This window comes from Kitasatospora sp. NPDC096140 (genome assembly GCF_040303045.1).
In the GTDB taxonomy this organism is placed as follows: Bacteria; Actinomycetota; Actinomycetes; order Streptomycetales; family Streptomycetaceae; genus Kitasatospora.
The window spans coordinates 1-17937 of record NZ_JBEOUW010000005.1 but is presented as its reverse complement, the minus strand read 5'-3'; the positions used below and the strand labels follow the sequence as shown (position 1 = coordinate 17937).

At 74.7% G+C, this 17937-nt stretch carries 15 protein-coding genes and 1 pseudogene; 8 read left to right on the top strand and 8 right to left on the bottom strand.

Annotation, left to right across the window (positions count from 1 at the left end):
• Positions 1 to 8: 8 nt before the first annotated feature.
• The gene (locus ABT048_RS06240) at positions 9 to 308 is read right to left on the bottom strand and encodes a hypothetical protein (RefSeq protein WP_350520116.1); all 300 of its coding nucleotides are present in this window, start codon (positions 306 to 308) and stop codon (positions 9 to 11) included.
• Positions 309 to 435: 127 nt separating this feature from the next.
• On the opposite strand from ABT048_RS06240, the gene ABT048_RS06235 reads away from it, so the two are divergent.
• On the top strand, positions 436 to 1203 hold the full coding sequence (locus ABT048_RS06235; RefSeq protein WP_350520115.1) for an SDR family NAD(P)-dependent oxidoreductase: 768 nt from the start codon (positions 436 to 438) through the stop codon (positions 1201 to 1203).
• A gap of 171 nt (positions 1204 to 1374) precedes the next feature.
• The gene (locus ABT048_RS06230; RefSeq protein ID WP_350520114.1) at positions 1375 to 2586 is read left to right on the top strand and encodes a glycosyltransferase; all 1212 of its coding nucleotides are present in this window, start codon (positions 1375 to 1377) and stop codon (positions 2584 to 2586) included.
• Between the two features lie 114 nt (positions 2587 to 2700).
• Here ABT048_RS06230 and ABT048_RS06225 read toward each other — a convergent pair whose 3' ends face one another.
• From ABT048_RS06225 to ABT048_RS06210, 4 genes are all read right to left on the bottom strand, one after another.
• Positions 2701 to 3420: a hypothetical protein gene (locus ABT048_RS06225; protein WP_350520113.1), complete on the bottom strand. Its 720-nt coding sequence runs from the start codon at positions 3418 to 3420 to the stop codon at positions 2701 to 2703.
• Positions 3421 to 3721: 301 nt separating this feature from the next.
• The gene (locus ABT048_RS06220) at positions 3722 to 5398 is read right to left on the bottom strand and encodes a DUF885 domain-containing protein (protein WP_350520112.1); all 1677 of its coding nucleotides are present in this window, start codon (positions 5396 to 5398) and stop codon (positions 3722 to 3724) included.
• Between the two features lie 229 nt (positions 5399 to 5627).
• Positions 5628 to 6542, bottom strand: coding sequence for an SDR family oxidoreductase (locus ABT048_RS06215; RefSeq protein ID WP_350520111.1), 915 nt, complete (start codon positions 6540 to 6542; stop codon positions 5628 to 5630).
• A 193-nt stretch (positions 6543 to 6735) separates the two neighbouring features.
• Positions 6736 to 7164, bottom strand: a complete 429-nt coding sequence (locus ABT048_RS06210; RefSeq protein WP_350520110.1) for a DUF5997 family protein — start codon at positions 7162 to 7164, stop codon at positions 6736 to 6738.
• Positions 7165 to 7222: 58 nt separating this feature from the next.
• On the opposite strand from ABT048_RS06210, the gene ABT048_RS06205 reads away from it, so the two are divergent.
• Positions 7223 to 8053: a LysR family substrate-binding domain-containing protein gene (locus tag ABT048_RS06205; protein WP_502893973.1), complete on the top strand. Its 831-nt coding sequence runs from the start codon at positions 7223 to 7225 to the stop codon at positions 8051 to 8053.
• Positions 8054 to 8111: 58 nt separating this feature from the next.
• A complete protein-coding gene (locus tag ABT048_RS06200; RefSeq protein ID WP_350520109.1) occupies positions 8112 to 8693 on the top strand; it encodes a DUF421 domain-containing protein in 582 nt (193 codons plus the stop codon).
• A gap of 63 nt (positions 8694 to 8756) precedes the next feature.
• Here ABT048_RS06200 and ABT048_RS06195 read toward each other — a convergent pair whose 3' ends face one another.
• Both ABT048_RS06195 and ABT048_RS06190 read right to left on the bottom strand, forming a co-directional pair.
• On the bottom strand, positions 8757 to 9485 hold the full coding sequence (locus tag ABT048_RS06195) for a rhomboid-like protein (RefSeq protein WP_350520108.1): 729 nt from the start codon (positions 9483 to 9485) through the stop codon (positions 8757 to 8759).
• A 195-nt stretch (positions 9486 to 9680) separates the two neighbouring features.
• The gene (locus ABT048_RS06190) at positions 9681 to 11024 is read right to left on the bottom strand and encodes a cytochrome P450 (protein WP_350520107.1); all 1344 of its coding nucleotides are present in this window, start codon (positions 11022 to 11024) and stop codon (positions 9681 to 9683) included.
• Between the two features lie 307 nt (positions 11025 to 11331).
• Between ABT048_RS06190 and ABT048_RS06185 the strand changes: the two genes are divergently transcribed.
• Positions 11332 to 12735 carry an amidase gene (locus ABT048_RS06185; RefSeq protein ID WP_350520106.1) on the top strand — a complete coding sequence of 468 codons (1404 nt, stop codon included), beginning with the start codon at positions 11332 to 11334 and terminating at the stop codon, positions 12733 to 12735.
• Between the two features lie 69 nt (positions 12736 to 12804).
• Here the strand turns inward: ABT048_RS06185 and ABT048_RS06180 are convergent, their stop codons facing one another.
• Positions 12805 to 14757, bottom strand: coding sequence for an FUSC family protein (locus ABT048_RS06180; RefSeq protein WP_350520105.1), 1953 nt, complete (start codon positions 14755 to 14757; stop codon positions 12805 to 12807).
• A 564-nt stretch (positions 14758 to 15321) separates the two neighbouring features.
• On the opposite strand from ABT048_RS06180, the gene ABT048_RS06175 reads away from it, so the two are divergent.
• From ABT048_RS06175 to ABT048_RS06165, 3 genes and pseudogenes are all read left to right on the top strand, one after another.
• Entirely contained in the window at positions 15322 to 16404 is a 1083-nt protein-coding gene (locus ABT048_RS06175) for a phytanoyl-CoA dioxygenase family protein (protein WP_350520104.1), read from the top strand.
• Positions 16386 to 17699, top strand: a complete 1314-nt coding sequence (locus ABT048_RS06170) for a DUF6271 family protein (RefSeq protein ID WP_350520103.1) — start codon at positions 16386 to 16388, stop codon at positions 17697 to 17699. The genes ABT048_RS06175 and ABT048_RS06170 overlap by 19 nt, the downstream gene beginning before the upstream one ends.
• 21 nt (positions 17700 to 17720) lie before the next feature.
• Positions 17721 to 17937: pseudogene (locus tag ABT048_RS06165) on the top strand (hypothetical protein); the annotation flags it as partial.

The following is a 17937-nucleotide window of genomic DNA, read 5'->3' as shown; positions in this document are numbered from 1 at the left end:
CGGACAAGCTACCGGGCGCTCTCCGGCCCCCGCGGCCGGGGCTCCGCCTGCGGGGTCGGGCCCGGGCGGCCTCGGCGGCAGCGCCCGGAGGGGCCTACGAGCGACCCCGGCAGGGCCGCGAAGAGGACCGGGGTGGCCAGGACGAGTGCGGAGTTCACCGCGTCGCGCTGCCTGTTCGCGGCCTGCGCGCCGTTCCGGAAGGACGACAGCAGCCACCCGTCGATCGTCGCCGTCAGGCCGCCCAGCACGGCGGCGAGGACCGCGTCGTGCGTCTCCTGTCCCCGGCCCTTGATACCGGTCCCCGTCACGGTGTCCCGTCCCCCCGGTGTCGACCCGCTCACGCGCCTCGCTACGGTACAGGGGAGCGGTTCGGAACCGAAGGGCCAGTGAGGCCCCGGATCGAACCGCGCCGACAGGCGTACGAGAGGGGACGAAGTGACGGGGGAACAGCTCGCGGTGGTGTCCGGCGGGGGCACCGGGATCGGCCGGGCGATCGCGGCCCGACTGGCCGGGGACGGATACCGGGTGGTGATCCTCGGGCGCCGGGCCGACGTGCTGGAGCGGGCCCGCGAGGAGATCGAGTGGACGGTGGGGCCCGACCGGATCGTCCCGCTGACGGTCGACCTGACCGACCCGGAGGCGGTCGAGGAGGTGGCCCGCCGGATCGGCGAACTCGGGCCGGTGGACGCGCTGGTGAACAACGCGGGCGCCTCCGTACCGGTGCCCGAGGACGGCAGCCTGGCGGCCCTGGCGCGCTCCTGGCGGCACGGCCTGGAATCCAACCTGCTCACCGCCGTCCTGCTGACCACCGCCCTGCAGAGCCGGTTGCGCCGGCCCGGCGGACGGCTGGTCGTGATCAGCTCGACGGCGGCCCAGCGCGGCGGCGCGGGCCCGTACTCGGCCGGCACGTACGCCGCCGCGAAGGCCGCGCTGCACGGCTGGGCCTTCGGCCTGGCACGGGAGTTGGGTTCGGAGGGGATCACGGTCAACGTGCTCGCGCCCGGCTACATCGAGGAGACCGAGATCTTCGGCTCCTGGTGGAGCGAGGAGTTCCACGCCCGGAAGATCGCCGACACCCTGGTCGGTCGGGCCGGCACCCCCACTGATGTGGCCGACGCCGTCGGCTACCTGGTCTCCCCGGCGGCCGGGTACGTCACCGGGCAGGTCATCGGTGTCAACGGTGGAGCGGTGCTCGGGCGCTGACGCGTTCATCGATCGTCAACCGGGCGTCCCTACGGTGGGTCCGACCACGAACCGCAGCACCCACCACAGGAGCCTCCGCTGTCCAGGATCATCACCACCGCCCTGCCCGCCCACGGCCACACCGGCCCGCTGCTGGCCGTCTCCGCCGACCTCGCCGCCCGCGGGCACGAGGTGGTGTTCCTCGGCGGCTCGCGGTTCGCCGGGGCGGCGGAGCGGGCGGGGGCGCGGTTCGTCGCGCTGCCCGCCGGGGCGGACTTCGACGACCGCGACCTCGACGCGAGCTTCCCGGGACGGTCGAGCCTGCCGCCCGGCCCGGAGCGGCTCGCCTTCGACGCCCGGCACGTGTTCATCGCGCCGATCCCCGTCCAGTACCGGGCGCTGCTCGCGCTGCTGGCGGACTTCCCGGCCGACGCCGTGATCGCGGACGCCTTCCTGCAGGGCGTGCTGCCGCTGGCGCTGAGCCGCCCCCGGTCGCAGCGCCCGTTGCTGATCGGCGTCGGCGTCACCCCGGCCATGCTGCCGAGCGTGGACACCGCGCCCTTCGGGTCCGGCCTGCCGCCCTTGCCGGGGGAGGAGGGCCGGGCCCGAAACCGGGCGCTCGGGGAGGAGGCGGCCCGGCGCGGCGAACCGCTGCGCCGGTACGCCGAGGAGGTGCACGCGGAGCTGGGCGTCCGGCTGCCGGAGGGCCCGCGCGGGCTGGCCGCGGTCACGGTGCCGGACCACTTCCTGCAGCTGACCGTGCCGGGCTTCGAGTACCCGCGCAGCGACGCCCCAGCCGGCTTCCGGCTGATCGGCGCGCTGCCCGGGCCGGTCGGGGGCGAGCAGCCGCTGCCGTCGTGGTGGGGGGAGGTGACCGGCGGGCGGCCGGTCGTCGTGGTGACCCAGGGGACGCTCGCCAACCGCGACCTCGGGGAACTCGTCGCGCCGGCCGTCAGCGCCCTGGCGGAGCGCGACGTGCTGGTCGTGGCCGCCACCGGCCGCCCGGACGGGCCGCAGGCGCTCGCCGAGCTGCTCGGCGGCGCCCTGCCGGGGAACGTGCGCGCCGCCGACTACGTCCCGTTCGAGCGGCTGCTGCCGCACACCGACGTGCTGGTGAGCAACGGCGGCTACGGCGGGGTGCAGACGGCGCTGCGGCACGGGGTGCCGCTGGTGGTGGCCGGGGCGACCGAGGACAAGCCGGAGGTGGCGGCCCGGGTGCAGTGGTCGGGGGCGGGGCTGGACCTGCGGACGGGCCGGCCGGCGGCGGAGGAGGTCGGGCGGGCGGTCGACCGGGTGCTCGGCGAGGGCCGGTTCCGGGAGCGGGCCCGTGCGCTGGGCGCGGAGTTCGCGCGGTACCGGCCGTTCGACACCATCGCCGAGCTGGTGGAGACGGACGGGCGTTGAGCCGCCCCGCCGGCGGGCCGGGAGGACCCGTCGGCGGAACGATTCCTCAGCGTTCGTCAGCGCCCCGTCGGCGTCGGCAGCCCGTCAGTCCCGTCGGAGTCGGTCTCGCAGCCGTCAGTCCCCGTCGGCGTCGGCCTCGGCGGTCGGCGTGCCGCCGGACCTGATGCCGAGCTTGACCTCGGCCGTCGTCCAGTCGGTGGCGATCGCCTGCTGGGCGGCGGCGAGGGTGACCTGGCCCTTGCAGATCGCGGTGTGCAGGTGCGTTTCCACCGAGTCCTTGGGGTTGTTCGGGCCCTTGCCCGGGACGTGGCCGGGGGAGGGCGGCTGGATCCACAGGTTGCGCGCGTCGTTGGGGTCGCCGCCGAGCTGCAGGCTGATCAGGTGGTCGTACTCGGCGTCGCCCATCGGGCCGGTGTAGCCGTAGGACTTGGCGTTGTCGGCCTTCTCCTTGCCCGTCAGGTTCGACGGCGGGCGGATGGTCGAGGTGTACCCGCCCGGCTTGCAGATGGTGTCCTTGAGGTTGTCCTGGGTGACCGCAGGGCTGATCGCGCCGGGGGTGCAGTTCGGGTCGGGCAGCGGCTGCTTGTCCGCCGTGTAGCGGAAGTGGCAGCTGCCGGGCGCGGGCTGCGGCTGGGCGTCGTAGGAGCTCTTCGGGCCGGGCCCGGTCACGATCGCGGCCGGTGCGGGCTGGGCGGCGTCACCGCCCGCGGCCGGGGCGGAACTCCGGCCGCTGCTCCCCTTGGCGGTGTGGCCGCCGCCGGGCGAGCAGCCTGCGGCGGTGGCGAGCAGGACGGCCGCGGCCACGGCCAGGACGCGGCGGGCGGGAGCCGACACGGGGGTTCCTCCATCTGGGTGTGCGTGAGCTGCGGTCACCCGGATGGCGGGGGCCGCGCCAGCGGACACTACCGTGTCGACAGGGCCGAAGGGGTGATGCCACGTCCGGGCGGGGGAAGCCTCTGCCGGGCGCGAGGAACCGTTTCCGCACCCATGACCGTCCGCCCACCCCGGGAGCGAGCCGCCCGCCCCGGGAGCGAGCCGGGCGCCATCCCGGGAGTGACCCGGGCGCCCCGGGAACGAGCCGCCCGCCCCGGGGTGAGCCGGGCGCCGCTCGCCCCGGGTGGGCCGGGCCGGTCGGCTACTGCGCCGCCGCGATCCAGTCCGAGACCAGCTCGTCCAGCACCCCCAGCGGCAGGCTGCCGTGCCCGATCAGCTGGTGGTGGAACTCCCGGACGTCGAACCGGGCACCGAGCGCCGCCTGCGCCCGCTGACGCTGCCGGACCAGCTCCCGACGGCCGATCAGGTAGGCGGTCGCCTGGCCCGGCCAGGCGAGGTAGCGGTCGATCTCGTTGCGGACGTTGGCCTCCTGGGTGGCCGTGTTGTCCCGCATGAAGGCCATCGCCCGCTCCCGGGACCAGCCGTAGTGGTGCATCCCGGTGTCCACCACCAGGCGCACCGCCCGCAGCGCGTCCATCGAGAGCATGCCGAAGCGGGCGAGGTCCGAGCTGTACAGCCCCATCTCGTCCGCGAGCCGCTCGGTGTACAGGCCCCAGCCCTCGACGTGGGCGGTCAGCTGGCCGCTCGGCTTCTGCCGGAACCGCGGCAGGTGGTGCAGGGTCTGCGCGACGGCGATCTGCAGGTGGTGGCCGGGCACGCTCTCGTGGAAGGCGATCGCCTCGTACTCGTACCTGAACCGGGTCCGCGGGTGCAGCGTGTTGATCCAGTGGGTGCCGGGCACCCCGCCCGGGCCCGGCGGCTGGTAGTAGGCCAGCGGGGCGCCCTCCGCCTCGATCGGGTCGATCTCCCTGGTCACGCAGTCGGCGATCGGGTACGGGCGGAACCAGTCCGGGCCGGCGCGGCGGGCCCGCTCCAGGGCGCCGTCCACCAGGGCGATGATCTCGTCGGCACTGTCGAAGCGGAGCGAGGGGTCCTCGCGCAGCGCGGTCAGCACGCCCGCGGCGTCGGTGATGCCGAGCACCTTGCCGCCCAGCTCGGCGAACTCCTCGCGCAGTGCCGCGACCGTGTCCAGCCCGATCCGGTGGATCTCCTCCGGGGTGAGGCCGGGCCGGGTGAAGCGGGCGACGGCGTCGGCGTAGCCCTCGGCGCCGCCCGGCACGTGGCAGACGCCGGCCCGGTCGTCGGGGCGGGCGTCCGGCGCCAACTGCCGGGCCAGCCCGTCCCGGTAGCGGGCCACCGCCGGGTGGACGGCGTCGCGCACGATCTCCCGGGCACGCTCGTACTCCGGCCGGCCCCGCAGCGGGCGCAGCAGCGTGGACTCCTCCGGGGCGGCGGTGAGGTGGCCCGCCAGCTGGGTGACCGCGGCGTCCACCCCGCTGCGCAGCGGTCGGCGGCCCTCGGCGGCGGCGTCCAGGGCCAGGCGCAGGGCGGCGTCGAGGTAGGCGGGCAGGCCGGCGAGCCGCTCCAGGTAGGCGTCGGCGCCCTCGTGGTCGACGGGGGTCATCGCGAGAGCGCCGAAGGCCTCGTTGTGCGCGGCGACGATGGTCGCCGAGACGCTGAACTCCTCCAGCCCGTGGGTGAGTCGGCCGATGCCGTTGTCGATCAGCCGGGCCAGGACCCGGTGGGTGGTCCGGTCCTCGTCGGCCAGCCCGTCGAGCGGGATCGCGGCGAGCCGGCCGCCGAAGCCCCGCAGGGCCTCGCGGTGCCGCAGCGCGGCGGCGCGGGAGGGGTCGGGCAGCAGGTGCGCGTAGCCCTCGACGCCGCTGAGGGTCGCGTCGAACGGGTTGTGGGTGTTCTCGGCGTCGAAGTACTCGTCGGCCAGTGCGGCGAGTTCGTTGTGCGGTGGCTGCTCGATCACGGGTCCCCCTGGTCCGGTGCAGTGCGGTGCAGTGCAGTGCAGTGCGGTGCGCTTCGGTGAGTGCTCGGTGCGATCAGGGGCTCGTCGGCGGGCCCCTGATCCCCGGCCCGCGTTCCCCCGATCCCGCCCGATTATTCGGAGCGGCCGGCGGCGTGGTCAATACGCGGCGGAGGGAGGGGAGTTCAACTGCCGCCTGGTGTCGGCCACGCCGCCGGTGCCGTCCGGAGGGTCAGCGGTACGCCTCCGGGGCGGCCGGCTTCCCCGCGTCCTGCACCTCGACCAGGTAGCGCCAGCAGTCCGGGCGGCTGCCGTCCCGGTCGGTGAAGCCGTACTCCCGGGCGAGGTGCCCGCTGGACGTCGAGCGGCCGTTCCAGCGGGCGACCCCGGGGTCGGCGGCCAGTGCCGCGACCGCCCGGCCGACGAAGTACGGGGACTCGGAGATGCCGAAGTGCGCTTCCTGGGCCAGGGCGTCGTGCCAGGTCTCCTCGGTGACGCCGAAGTGTTCCAGCATGATCTCGGAACGCATCCAGCCCGGGGTGAGCGCGACGGCGGTGGCACCGCGCGGGCCCAGCTCGTGGCCGAGCGAGAAGGCCATCCGCAGCACCGAGGACTTGGCCAGGTCGTAGAAGAAGGAGTTGCGGTAGGTGTCGCGGTTGTACTCGGCGGTGCCGTCCGTCATCTCCACGACCAGGCCGCCCGGGTGCTTCAGCAGCAGCGGGAGCACGTGGTGGCTGGTGACGGCGTGCGTCTCGACCGCCAGGCGCAGCAGCCGCAGGCCGTCGTCCAGGTCGTGCTCCCAGACCGGGACGTTCCAGCCGAACAGCTTCTCGGCGCCCCAGATGTCGTTGACCAGGACGTCCAGCCGGCCCTGCTCGGCGTCGATCCGCTCCACCAGGGCGGCCACCTGGGCCGGGACGAGGTGGTCGGTCGGCACGGCGATGCCCCGGCCGCCCGCCGCGGTGACCAGTTCGGCGGTGTCCTCGATCGTCTCGGGCCGGTCGTACTCCGAGCGGTGCTCCCGGGTGCTGCGGCCGGTGACGTACACCGTCGCGCCGGCCGCGCCGAGCTCGACGGCGATGCCGCGCCCGGCGCCCCGTGTCCCGCCCGCGACCAGCGCGATCCGCCCCTCCAGCGCTCCTGCCATCCGTACGCCTCCCTGTTCGCCGGCCCTGGCACGACTGTGCCGACGCCCGTGGGAACGGACGTCGGCACCATCGTTGCGCAGGGGTCCGACAATCGGCGCCGACGTGCGGGCGTCGGAGTGCCGAAGCCGTGGACCGCCGGGCCGCCGGAACGGCGGCGGAGCGGGGCCGGGGCAGCGGGGCCCGGGCCGGGGGTCAGCGGGCCTGGGCGGCCTTCGCCTCCTTGGCGGTCTTGGCGGCGGCCTCCTTCTCCTGCTTCTCCTTGATCCGCACGGCCTCCTTGCGGACGTCGACCTGGTTGGCGCGCTCGTGCTGCAGCCAGAGCGGGTTCTCGGCCTTGATCGCCTCGATCTCCTCGGTGGTGAGCGCGTCGGTCACGCCGCCGCGGGCCAGGCCGGAGATCGAGATGCCGAGCTTGGCGGCGACCACCGGGCGCGGGTGCGGGCCGTCCTTGCGCAGCTCCAGGAGCCACTGCGGCGGCTCGGCCTGCAGCGCGTTGAGCTCCTCGCGGGAGACCACGCCCTCCTGGAAGTCGGTCGGCGCCGCGGCGAGGTAGATCCCCAGCTTCTTGGCCGCCGTGGCCGGCTTCATGGTCTGGCTGGTCTTCTGCTTGAGCGATGTCATGGAGACAAGGGTAAGGGAGTGCGCGGCCTCCTCCGGTCACGGTCGGTAGCCTTGCCCTGTGACAGACATGCAGGTGAACCCCTCCTTCCGGCTCGTGTACGTCCCCGGCGTGACCCCCGGCAAATGGGCCCGGGTCTGGGGCGAGCGGCTCCCGGACGTGCCGCTCGACCTCCTCGCGGTCCCGTTCGGCGACGGCGAGCGGACCCTGCGGGAGGGCGGCGCGGACGCCGGGCTGGTCCGGCTGCCGGTCGACAAGGACGTGCTGAGCGCGATCCCGCTGTACACCGAGACCACCGTCGTGGTCTTCCCCAAGGACCACTGGCTCGCCGCCGCCGAGGAGGTCACCCTCGACGACCTCGCCGAGGAGGTGGTGTTCCACCCGCTCGACGACACCCTCGGCTTCACCGCCGAGACCCTGCCCGGGCAGCCCGCGATCGCCCGCCCGGACTCCACGGCCGACGCGATCGAGCTGGTGGCGGCGAACGTCGGCGTGCTCCTGGTGCCGCAGTCCCTCGCCCGGCTGCACCACCGCCGGGACCTCACCTTCCGGCCGATGACGGAGGCGCCGCAGTCGCAGGTGGCGCTGTCCTGGCCGCAGGAGCGGACGACCGACCTGGTGGAGGAGTTCATCGGGATCGTCCGGGGCCGTACGGTCAACAGCTCGCGCGGCCGCGGGGCCGCGCCGGCGGCCGAGGCGGCGCCGAAGAAGGCGGCGGCCGGGCAGCGCAAGCCGCAGCAGCAGAAGCCGGGCGGGGCCAGGGCGGGAGCGGCGAAGGCCGGCGGCCAGAAGGCCGGTGCGCCGAGGGCGGGCGGGCAGAAGCCGAAGCCGTCGGCCGGCGGGCGGGGCGCGGCGGCCGCCCGGCGCGGCAAGCCGAAGCGCCGGTCGTAGCCTCCCGTGGCGTAGCGTCGGCCCCGTTCCGTCGCGTCGTGGTGGGAGGAGCGGGGCCATGTGGCAGCACCTGGCGGTCATCCAGATGTCGATCGCCGAGAAGATCATCCGCACGGTCGCGGTCTACGCGCTGATCCTGATCCTGTTCCGGATCGCCGGGAAGCGCGGGCTGGCGCAGCTGAACACCTTCGACATGGTGGTCGTCTTCCTGCTCTCCAACGTGGTGCAGAACGCCATCATCGGCAACGACAACAGTCTCTTCGGCGGCGTGATCGGGGCGGTCACGCTGGTCGCGGTGAACTCGGCCGTCACCCGCTGGCTCGCCCGGGACCCGCGGGCGGCCCGGCTCCTGGAGGGCACACCCACCACCGTCGTCCAGGACGGCAAGCTGGTGCCCGGCGCGCTGCGAGGCCTGGCGCTGCGGGCGTCCGAGCTGGAGCACGCCATCCGGATCCAGAACGGCGACAACGTGACCGACGTCGCCCGGGCCCGGCTGGAGCCGGACGGCCAGCTGCTGGTCACCCTCAGGCCGAGCGAGCAGAACGCGACCCGGGGTGACGTCGAGGACCTGCAGCGGCGGTTGGAGAGGATCGAGCGGCTGCTCGCCGACCTCGCGGACGGGCGGCGGCCGTCGCGCTGACGGGGTGTCGCTCCCGTCGTCGGCTGCTGACGGGGTGGCGCTCCCGTCGTCGGCCGCGGAGGGTCACGGGTGGGCGTCCGCCGGGGCCAGGGCGTCGGCCCTTCGGCGGCGGGAGGCCAGCGCGGCCGCGGCGCCGGCCAGGGCGAAGCCGAGCGCGGCCGAGAGCAGGTGGCCGACGGTGGTGAAGTCCGGTAGCGGGCCGGGCCATTCGCCGTCGCCGGAGAGCGGCCAGGCGAGCACGAAGGCGGCCCAGGGGAGGCGGGCCCAGCGGGGCAGGGCGAGGGTGGCGAACGCGAGGCAGGTCTGGGCGCCGTAGCTGATGCCGTAGTCGGAGTCCTGGCGCACGCTCTCCGGGTACCAGCCGTGCCGCAGGGCGACCAGGATGACGACGGCGGTGATCAGGGTGGCGCCGATGTGCCCGCCGAGGAGGACGGCGGTGGCGCGCAGTTTGCCGTAGCGGTGTTCCGCCCAGGCGAGGCAGCAGCAGATGCCGAGGCCGAGGGTGATCAGGGTGCCGACGAAGCCGGTGGAGGCGATGTCGGTGAGCGTGCCGTCGTAGAGCAGCGCACTGCCGAACAGCGCGGTGAGCGGGTGGTCGTGCAGGTTGTCCAGGTTGGTGCTGATGTAGGCGCGCAGGGCGTCCGCCCGGTCCGCGGAGAGGAAGCCGTCGACCCAGACGTGGCCCAGGACGAGCAGGGCGACGTAGCAGAGCGTCAGCGGCGAGCGGCGCGGGTACTGGAGCACGGCGCGCAGCAGCCGGGCCGGGAGCCCCCGTGGTGATCGAGCGTTCATGTGTCTGGTGCTGTCCCCGTCGAGCCGATAGTCCGACCGGCGCAACCCCGCCGGCCCCCGCCGCGACAGTACCGTCCCTGCCGGACGGGTGCTCACGGCCGCGTGCCTGTGCCCGTGTTCGTGCCCGTCTTCGTGCTTGCGTTCGCGGGCGGGGGCCGGCGGCGGGGCCGTCGGGAAGGCGCCGCCCCGCGGCGGCTACCGGCGGGTCAGGGTCGCCGTGAAGGGGCGCGGGGAGAGCGAGAGACCGCGGACGGGGCGGACGGGCCGGCCGGGCGCGGGGGTGATGGTCCAGCGGGCGGCGATGGTGGCGATGGCGAGGACGGCTTCGGTGGTGCCGAAGGTGTCGCCGAGGCAGCTCCGGGCGCCGAGGCCGAAGGGGGCGTAGGTGCCGGCGGCGGGCCGGGCGGTGGTGAGCCAGCGGTCGGGGTCGAACCGGCCGGGGCAGGGGAAGACGTCGGCCCGGCGGTGCAGCAGGTACGGGCTGACCAGGACGGTGGCGCCCGCCGGGACGCGGTGGCCGCCGAGCCGGGTGTCGGCGGTGAGGGTGCGGCTGAGGAGCCAGACCGGCGGGTAGAGCCGCAGGGTCTCGCTGACGATCCGGGCGGTGAGCGGGAGGGCGGGCAGGTCCTCGTGGCGGGCGGGGCGGCCGTCGAGGACCGTGTCGAGCTCGGCGTGCAGGCGCTCGCGGACGGCGGGGTTGGCGGCGAGCAGGGTCCAGGCCCAGGAGAGGGTGGCGGCGGTGGTCTCGGTGCCGGCCAGCAGGAAGGTGACCACCTGGTCGTGGATCTCGGCGTCGGAGAGGCCCTGCCCGTCCTCGTCCACCGCGCCGAGCAGCACGGAGAGCAGGTCGTGGTGGTCGGTGCCGGCGGCGCGGTAGTCGGCGATCAGCCGCCCGGTGACGTCCCGGAGGTCCTGCCGGGCGCGCCGGTAGCGGCGGTTGCCGGGCGTGGGGAGGCGGTCGGCGCCGGGCAGCGGCATCATGACGCGGCGGCCGGCGCCGCGGACGATGGCGTCCATGCTCGCCTGCCCCGGCAACGCGCCGGCCCGGTCGTGCGCGGCGAACAGGCAGCGGGCGGTGACGGCGGTGGTGAGGCGGTACATCGCGGCGGGGACGTCGATCACGTCGCCGTCGCGCCAGGGGGCGGTGGTTCCGGCGATCTCCTCGGCCGTCATCGCGGCGTAGCCGGGCAGCCGGTCGCGGTGGAACGCGGGCTGCAGCATGCGTTGTCGGCGCCGGTGGGCGGTGGCGGGGCAGGCGGCGAGGCCGTCGCCGGGGGCCTCGCGGGCGCTGTCGGGGACGGGCCCGCCCCCGTCGTGCGCGTGGTCCTCGTCGAGCAGTCGGCGGACCAGTTCGGGGTGGCAGGCGACGTAGGCGTCGAGCGGGCCGAGCCGCAGCCGGACGAGGTCGCCGTGGGCGGCCAGTCCGGCCACGAAGTCGAACGGGCGCCGCAGGAGGGCGGGGGCGTGGCCGAGCAGCGGGAGACCGCCGGGGGCGGTGGCCGCGGTGAACCGGGTGGTCGGGAAGGAGTGGATCGGCACGGGCGTCACCTTGGGTCGGGTGGGAAGGACCGGAACGGTTCGTGCCCGGTGGTCTTTCCCGGCGGCCGCGCGTGAAACGATCGTGGACCGGCGGGTGGGGTGGGCGCGGGGGCGCACGCCGAATGTCCGTGCGCCCTCGAAGATTTGACGGATCGTTTACCAACCGGGCGCACGAGTGACTGGTGCTGCGCCGATCGGCGCATAGACTCGGGGTCTTGCGAGATTACCGGTCAGTAGGGCCGGGCGGCACCACCGGTCGGTGTGACGACCGGACGGCAGGAAGCCCGGCGGGGAGTGGGGAGTTCGGATGACCGACGAGCGGGTGCACGCGTTCACCGACGACGCCCTCGGCACGCACGACGCGGTGGCGCTGGCCGCCCTGGTGCGGGCCGGCGCGGTCAACCCCCGGGAGCTGGTCGCCGCGGCCGTCGCGCGCGCCGCGCGGGTCGACGGCCGGCTGCTGCCGGTCGCCCACGCCTCGTACGACAAGCCGCAGATCAGCCGGGAGGGCATCGGCGGGCCGTTGTGGGGCGTGCCGACCTACCTCAAGGACAACGTCGACCTGCGCGGCCTGCCGACCGCGATGGGCAGCGAGGCCTTCCGCGCCCAACCGGCCCGCCGCAACGCGCGCTTCACCGACCAGTTCCTCTCCACCGGCCTGGCCGTCCTCGGCAAGACCCGGCTGCCCGAGTTCGGCCTCAACGCCTCCACCGAGTTCGCCAACGCCCAGCCGGTGCGCAACCCCTGGAAGCCCTCGCACTCGGCCGGCGCCTCCTCCGGCGGCGCGGCGGCCCTGGTGGCCTCCGGCGTCGTGCCGATCGCGCACGCCAACGACGGCGGCGGCTCGATCCGCATCCCGGCGGCCTGCTGCGGCCTGGTCGGACTCAAGCCCACCCGGGGCCGGCTGGTCGCCAACTCGCAGGGCGCCAAACTGCCGATCGACCTGGTCACCGACGGCGTCCTGACCCGCTCGGTGCGCGACACCGCCGCCTTCTTCGCGGCCGCCGAGCGCCACCGCCGCAACCCCAAGCTGCCCCCGCTCGGCCTGGTCGAGGGCCCGGGGGAGCAGCGGCTGCGGATCGGGCTGGTGGTCGACTCGCCGATCGCCAAGACCGACGAGCCGACCCGCAGGGTGGTCGAGGAGACCGCCGCGCGACTGGAGGCCATGGGCCACCGGGTCGAACCGACCGCCCTGCCGTTCGGCGAGGAGTTCTCCCGCGACTTCGTCTCCTACTGGGGCTACATCGCCTGGGCGATCGCCTTCACCGGCCGGGTGCTGATCGATCCGAGCTTCCGCGCCGACAAGCTGGACGGCCTGACCACCGGGCTGCGCCGGCAGTTCCAGGCGGAGTTCCCGCACACCCCCGGCGTGCTGCGGCGGCTGCGCCGGGCCGAGGGGGTGTACCACCGGGTCTTCCGCCACCACGACGTGATCCTCTCCCCGGTGCTGGCCCACACCGCCCCGCCGATCGGGCACCTCAGCCCGAACGTCGACTTCGAGGAGCTGATGGACCGGCTGATGCGCTACGTGGCGTTCACCCCGGTCAACAACGTGACCGGCGGCCCGGGCCTCGCCCTGCCCGCTGGTACGGCGCCCGGCGGGCTGCCCGTCGGCGTGCACCTGTCGGCGGCGCACGGGCAGGAGCGGGTGCTGCTGGAGCTGGCCTTCGCGCTGGAGGCGGACCGGCCCTGGCGGCGGATCGAGGACTGACCGGGGGCTCTCCGTCAGCGGCCCGGGGGCCCACCGCGGCGGCCCGGGGGCCGTCGGCGGCGGTGGCACTCACGGCGCCGGCGCGGCCACCGACCGGGCCGCGTGCACCTCGTGGTGCAGTCGGGCCAGCGCACAGTCCGGTGCCAGCGCGGCCGACACCGCCTCCGGCAGCGGCCGGCCGGTGCGCAGCGACTCGGCGAGGTCGGTCAGCTCGCGGGTCACGGTTCCGACCTCGGCCGGGGTCGGGACGGGCGCGCCGTGTTCGATCCGCACCCGGGTGGCGGTCGTGGCGTCCACGATCCGCTCGACGGCGATCACCACCGGCCACAGGGCCTCCGCCCTGGTCCCGACCGGCGGCGGTTCGGTGAGCGCCCGCTGGAACTCGCTGCGGACCGCCGAGAGGTCCCGGTAGAGCCGCCGCCGGTACCGGGCCCGCGCCGGCTCATCCCGCCCCGGCGCGGTGGTGAACGCCAGCGACACGTACGAGGCGGTGTCCTGGACGGCTTCGGCGAGGCGGTCGCCGACCCGGGTGTGCCAGGACTCCGGCCACAGCAGGTAGCCGGCCAGCAGGGAGATGGCGCAGCCGATCAGCGAGTCGTAGAGCCGGGGCAGCACCAGGTCGAACCCCCGGTGGTTGAGCAGGTCCGACAGCAGCAGGATCACCGGGGTGATCGCCGCGGTCTGGAAGGCGTAGCCCTTGGCCGACAGGGCGGGGATCAGCGCCGCCAGCACCGCCATCACCGGTACGTCCCACCAGCCGCGCGGCACCTCGGCGAGCACGGGGACGGCGATCAGCAGCCCGGCCGCGGTGCCGAGTGCGCGCAGCACGGCACGCGAGAACACCGAGCCGAAGTCCGGTTTCATCACGAAGGTCACGGTCAGCGCCACCCAGTACGAGCGGGGCACCGCGATCACCGAGACCAGCACCTGCGCGAGGCCGATGCACAGGGCCAGCCGCAGCCCGTACCGCCAGGACGGGCCGGACAACAGCAGGGCGCGGGTCGCCCGCCGGGCCCGGACCCCCAGGCCCGCGGGCCGGCCGAGCCGGTCGTCGACGGCGTACGGGTCCGGCGCGGGCTCGGACACGACGGCGGCGGCGTGCCCGATGGCCTCGACCAGTGCCCGGGTGGACGGCCCGGCGGGGACGGGCAGGTCGGGCGAGGGGGCGGGACCGGTGCGGCCCTGCTCGACGGCGTCGGCCAGGGCGCGGACGGCGGCCGGGTAGGCCGCGGGCAGCGGGCCGTACCCGGGCGGCCGCAGGTGCGCCGCCGCGGCCCCCTCCACTACCGGGATCACCGCGTTGAGCTGGGCCAGCAGCCGTACCAGGGTGGGGGAGCGGCCGTGCCGCCGGGCCCGCCGGGCGAGCAGCAGGTCGTAGGAGTGGTTGAGCGACTGGGTGAGCTCGCGGCGCCGGGCGTCGTACTCCGGGGTGCCGGCGGCCGCCAGCACCTCGGCGGCCGAGCGGTAGGTGCCGGCGACCACCGCGCGTTCGGGGACGCCGAGGCGCAGCGGCCAGGCGAGCAGGGTCAGGGCGAGCACCTCCAGGCCGCCGAGCAGCAGCAGTCCGGGCGGCAGCCACCACGGGGAGGGCATCGGCAGCCCCGCTCCGACCACGGCGTTGAGCAGCAGGAGCAGGCCGGAGACGGAGGCGACCGCGCCGATCGAGGAGATCATGCCGGAGACCAGCGCGATGACGGTCAGCACCAGGACGGCCCACCATCCCGTACCGAACACCAGGGTGCCGAGCAGGACCCCGAGGGCGCCGAACAGCTGCGGGACGGCGATGTTGAAGATCCGCATCCGGTAGGCGTCGGCGGTGTCCCCGATCACCCCGGACAGCGCGCCCATCGACACCAGCGCCCCGTAGGCGGGCCGCCCGGTGGCGGTGCCCACCGCGAGCGGGGCGGAGAGCGCGACCGAGGCGCGAACCACCGCGGCCCGGGGAATCGGCGCGGCCAGGGGCCGCAGGCTCGCGGTCAGCCAGCTGGGCGGGGCGAGCCGGGCGGCTCCTCGGCGTGGCACGCTCCCAACCTACGGCGGCCGGGCTCCGCCGGCCCGGCGTAACACGCGGCGTGGAACACGGCGCGGCGAACGGCGCGGCGCACGGCGGCCCGGCGTCACGCCCCTACGCATGCCCCCGCCGGCCCGCCGCCGGCCCATGACGGTTCGCGGGGTTGCCGGGGTTCAATCCGACGGTTATGTCAATTACCGAAACATACCCCTGCTTATGTCCGCCTGCGAAACATAAAGCGAACCGCGAGAGGCGTCATGAGCTGCGCCGAATTCCCAATCGGCAACCCGCGGGAAAGGGTTGACACCATTAGTTGGTCTAGTCCAATGTGTGGGGGGCGTGGTTCGGCAGAGCCTGAGGCGGGGTGAGAGGCCTTGTCGGACAGGCGAGTTGGCCCCCTGACGCGGCGCCGGTGCGCGCTCGGGGGTCGAGCCGCGAAGGAGTGTGTGCGGACCGCCGCCGGCCCGCAGGGGTAATTACCGATCCGGCCCCGGGGCCGGTCGAGTGGCCCGCCGCGCCCGCGCCGCCCGCCGAATCAAGCGCTGCGTCGACTACGAACCGTGGAGTGACTGCCCATGCCGAGCCCAGACGGACAGGCCGAGGAGTATCTGTACCGCGCCGCCTCGCAGCGCCCCTACTTCAGCGCGGACACCGAGAGCTACCTGGCCCGCACGGCGCTGCGCGAGATCCGCAAGCAGCACCCGCTGCGCGTGCTCTCCGAGGAGGACCACGCGTTCTGGCAGACCTACGGCTACGTCGTCGTCAAGCAGGCCGTCCCCGCCGAGGCCGCGCGGCGCCTGCTCGACTTCACCTGGGAGTTCCAGGGCCTGTCGCCCGACCGCCCCGAGGACTGGTATCGCGAGCGCGAGTACCGCGACGAACTCGACCAGCACCTGCACATCTACGGCTTCGTCGAGGCCTACCACCACCAACTCCTTTGGGACAGCCGCCAGTCGCAGCGCGTCTACGACGCCTTCGTGGACGTCTGGGACTGCGAGGAGCTGTGGGTCACCCTGGACCGGCTCAACCTCAACCCGCCGAACGTCCGCAACCGCGACCGGGCGCTGATCGAGCCCACCGACCGCGGCTTCGACATCGAGCTGCACTGGGACGTCGACACCACCCGGGGAGTGCTGCCGCAGCGCGTCCAGGGCATCATCGCGCTCAACGACACCGCCCCCGACCTCGGCGGCTTCCAGTGCAACCCGGAGCTGTTCCGCCGCTTCAACGAGTGGCAGGCCGCCCAGCCGGCCGACCGGGACCCGATCCGCCCGGCCGTCGACCGGGACGAGTTCCCCGTCGTACGGCCAGAGTTGGCGGCCGGCGACCTCCTGATCTGGAACGGCCTGCTCGCCCACGGCGTCGAGCGCAACACCTCCGAACGCGGCGTGCGCGCGGTGCAGTACCTGTCGATGATGCCCGCGCTGGAGGAAGCCGAGAAGCTGCGCCGCTCCCGGGTGGAGTCCTGGCGCACGCTCGCCACCCCGGACTGGAACCGCACCCTCGTCGGCGACGCCGACCGGCCCGAGTCCCAGCGCTACGGGACCGCCGAACTCACCGAACTGGGGGAGAAGTTGCTCGGACTGCGGTCCTGGAGCGGCAAGCGCCTCGACGAGCCGAACGCCACCGGGGAGCGGGCATGCGCGACGTCTGCCTGACCCTGCCCACCAACCGCGAGTGCGCCGATACCATCACCGCGGTCGGCGCCGAAGCCGCCTACGCTGTACGGCGGTTCGGCGTCCGGGTGCACCTGCTGGTGCTGGACTCCGCCGACCCCGCCGCACGCGGCCGGCACGCCGCCGCGGCCGCCGCCCTGCCCGCCGTCGACGGCCTGACCGTCCACCACCTGGACGAGGACGCGCAACGCGCCTTCCTGCGCGAGGTGATCGACCGCTCGGGCGTCGCCGGCCCCGACAAGCTGCTCGACCTGATGCTGCCCGACACCGTCTCCTACGGCGCCTGCACCAACCGGGCGTTCCTGCTCGCCGCCGCCCTCGGCTGCGCCTCGGTGCACCGCCGCGACTCCGACAGCCGCTACCAATGGCTCGACGGCGAACCGGTGTTCCCCGTCGAGCACGAACTGGCCACCCTCGGCCTCAAGGCCGCCGACGCGGCCGCCGCCGTCACCGAGAACACCCTCGACCCGGCGCACGCGGACAAGCCCGTCGCCCTGGTCGGAGCCTCCTTCGTCGGCGAACTCTCCGTCGACCTCGGCGAGATCCTCGCCCTCGACCCCGAGGTCTACCACGACGTCGTCGCACTCTGGGCGCCCACCGGAGCGAGCGAGCAGGAGCGGCGCGAGCTCGTCGCCGAATCGTTCACCGGCGGCGGCACCGAACCCTTCACCGCCGACCACGCCGTCCTCGGCCGGCCCGACATCTGGCGCATCGACATGTGCAACATCGCCCTCGACCGCGAGGTGTACGAACGCGTGCCGCTGCCGCCCGCCACCGACACCATCGGCAGCGACTACTTCCTGCACCACGTCGTGCACGACGCCACCCTGCCCGGCGTCACCCACAACCGGCACATCGTCAACTACTACACCCCCGAGCGGCGCACCGGCCCCGGCTTCACCGCCTACCAGCTGCGCTACGCCAAGTTCCTGCTCTCCATGCTCTACCTCCACCCGGTCTACGCCGAGATGGCGGCCGCCGGCGGGGCCCTGCTGGACGAGCACCACCACCTGCGCCCCCGGCCGATCGCCGACGCCGCCCGCCGCAGCGCCGCGACCGACCGGGCGGAGAACCACCGCAGACTCGCCGAACTCGACCGCTGCTACCGGCGACTGGGCGGCAAGTACGCCGAGTTCGCCGACCACCTGGCGCCCCGACGGGCGCGTCTGCTCGACCGAGCGCAGTCGGACATCGAGGACTTCGCCCTGCTGATCGATGCGTGGGGCCCGCTGGTGCGGGCGAGCAGGACCACCCCCGCCGACCGGCTGCCGCGCTAGCCGGAGGACCGGGAGCTCTACGTGACACGCCAGACAAGCAGTCAGCCGGCACACCGGGCACGGAACCCGGTACCCGCCCACCGTGCCCCGACCGTCACCGCGGTCCACACCGGCGCACCCCGCCCCGACCGGTACGGCCTGCACGACCAGACCGCGTTGCGGGCCGCTCTTGCGGCCGCGGCCGATGACCGGATCATCTACGACCTGGACGGCATCGGCCGTCAGTACGCCGCGCTGT

Bases quoted from the DNA above. Each gene is read 5' to 3' on its own strand.
- ABT048_RS06200 (WP_350520109.1), top strand. From the start codon at position 8,112: ATGTGGCAGCACCTGGCGGTCATCCAGATGTCGATCGCCGAGAAGATC.
- ABT048_RS06185 (WP_350520106.1), top strand. From the start codon at position 11,332: ATGACCGACGAGCGGGTGCACGCGTTCACCGACGACGCCCTCGGCACG.
- ABT048_RS06175 (WP_350520104.1), top strand. From the start codon at position 15,322: ATGCCGAGCCCAGACGGACAGGCCGAGGAGTATCTGTACCGCGCCGCC.
- ABT048_RS06195 (WP_350520108.1), bottom strand. From the start codon at position 9,485: ATGAACGCTCGATCACCACGGGGGCTCCCGGCCCGGCTGCTGCGCGCC.
- ABT048_RS06215 (WP_350520111.1), bottom strand. From the start codon at position 6,542: ATGGCAGGAGCGCTGGAGGGGCGGATCGCGCTGGTCGCGGGCGGGACA.
- ABT048_RS06210 (WP_350520110.1), bottom strand. From the start codon at position 7,164: ATGACATCGCTCAAGCAGAAGACCAGCCAGACCATGAAGCCGGCCACG.
- ABT048_RS06170 (WP_350520103.1), top strand. From the start codon at position 16,386: ATGCGCGACGTCTGCCTGACCCTGCCCACCAACCGCGAGTGCGCCGAT.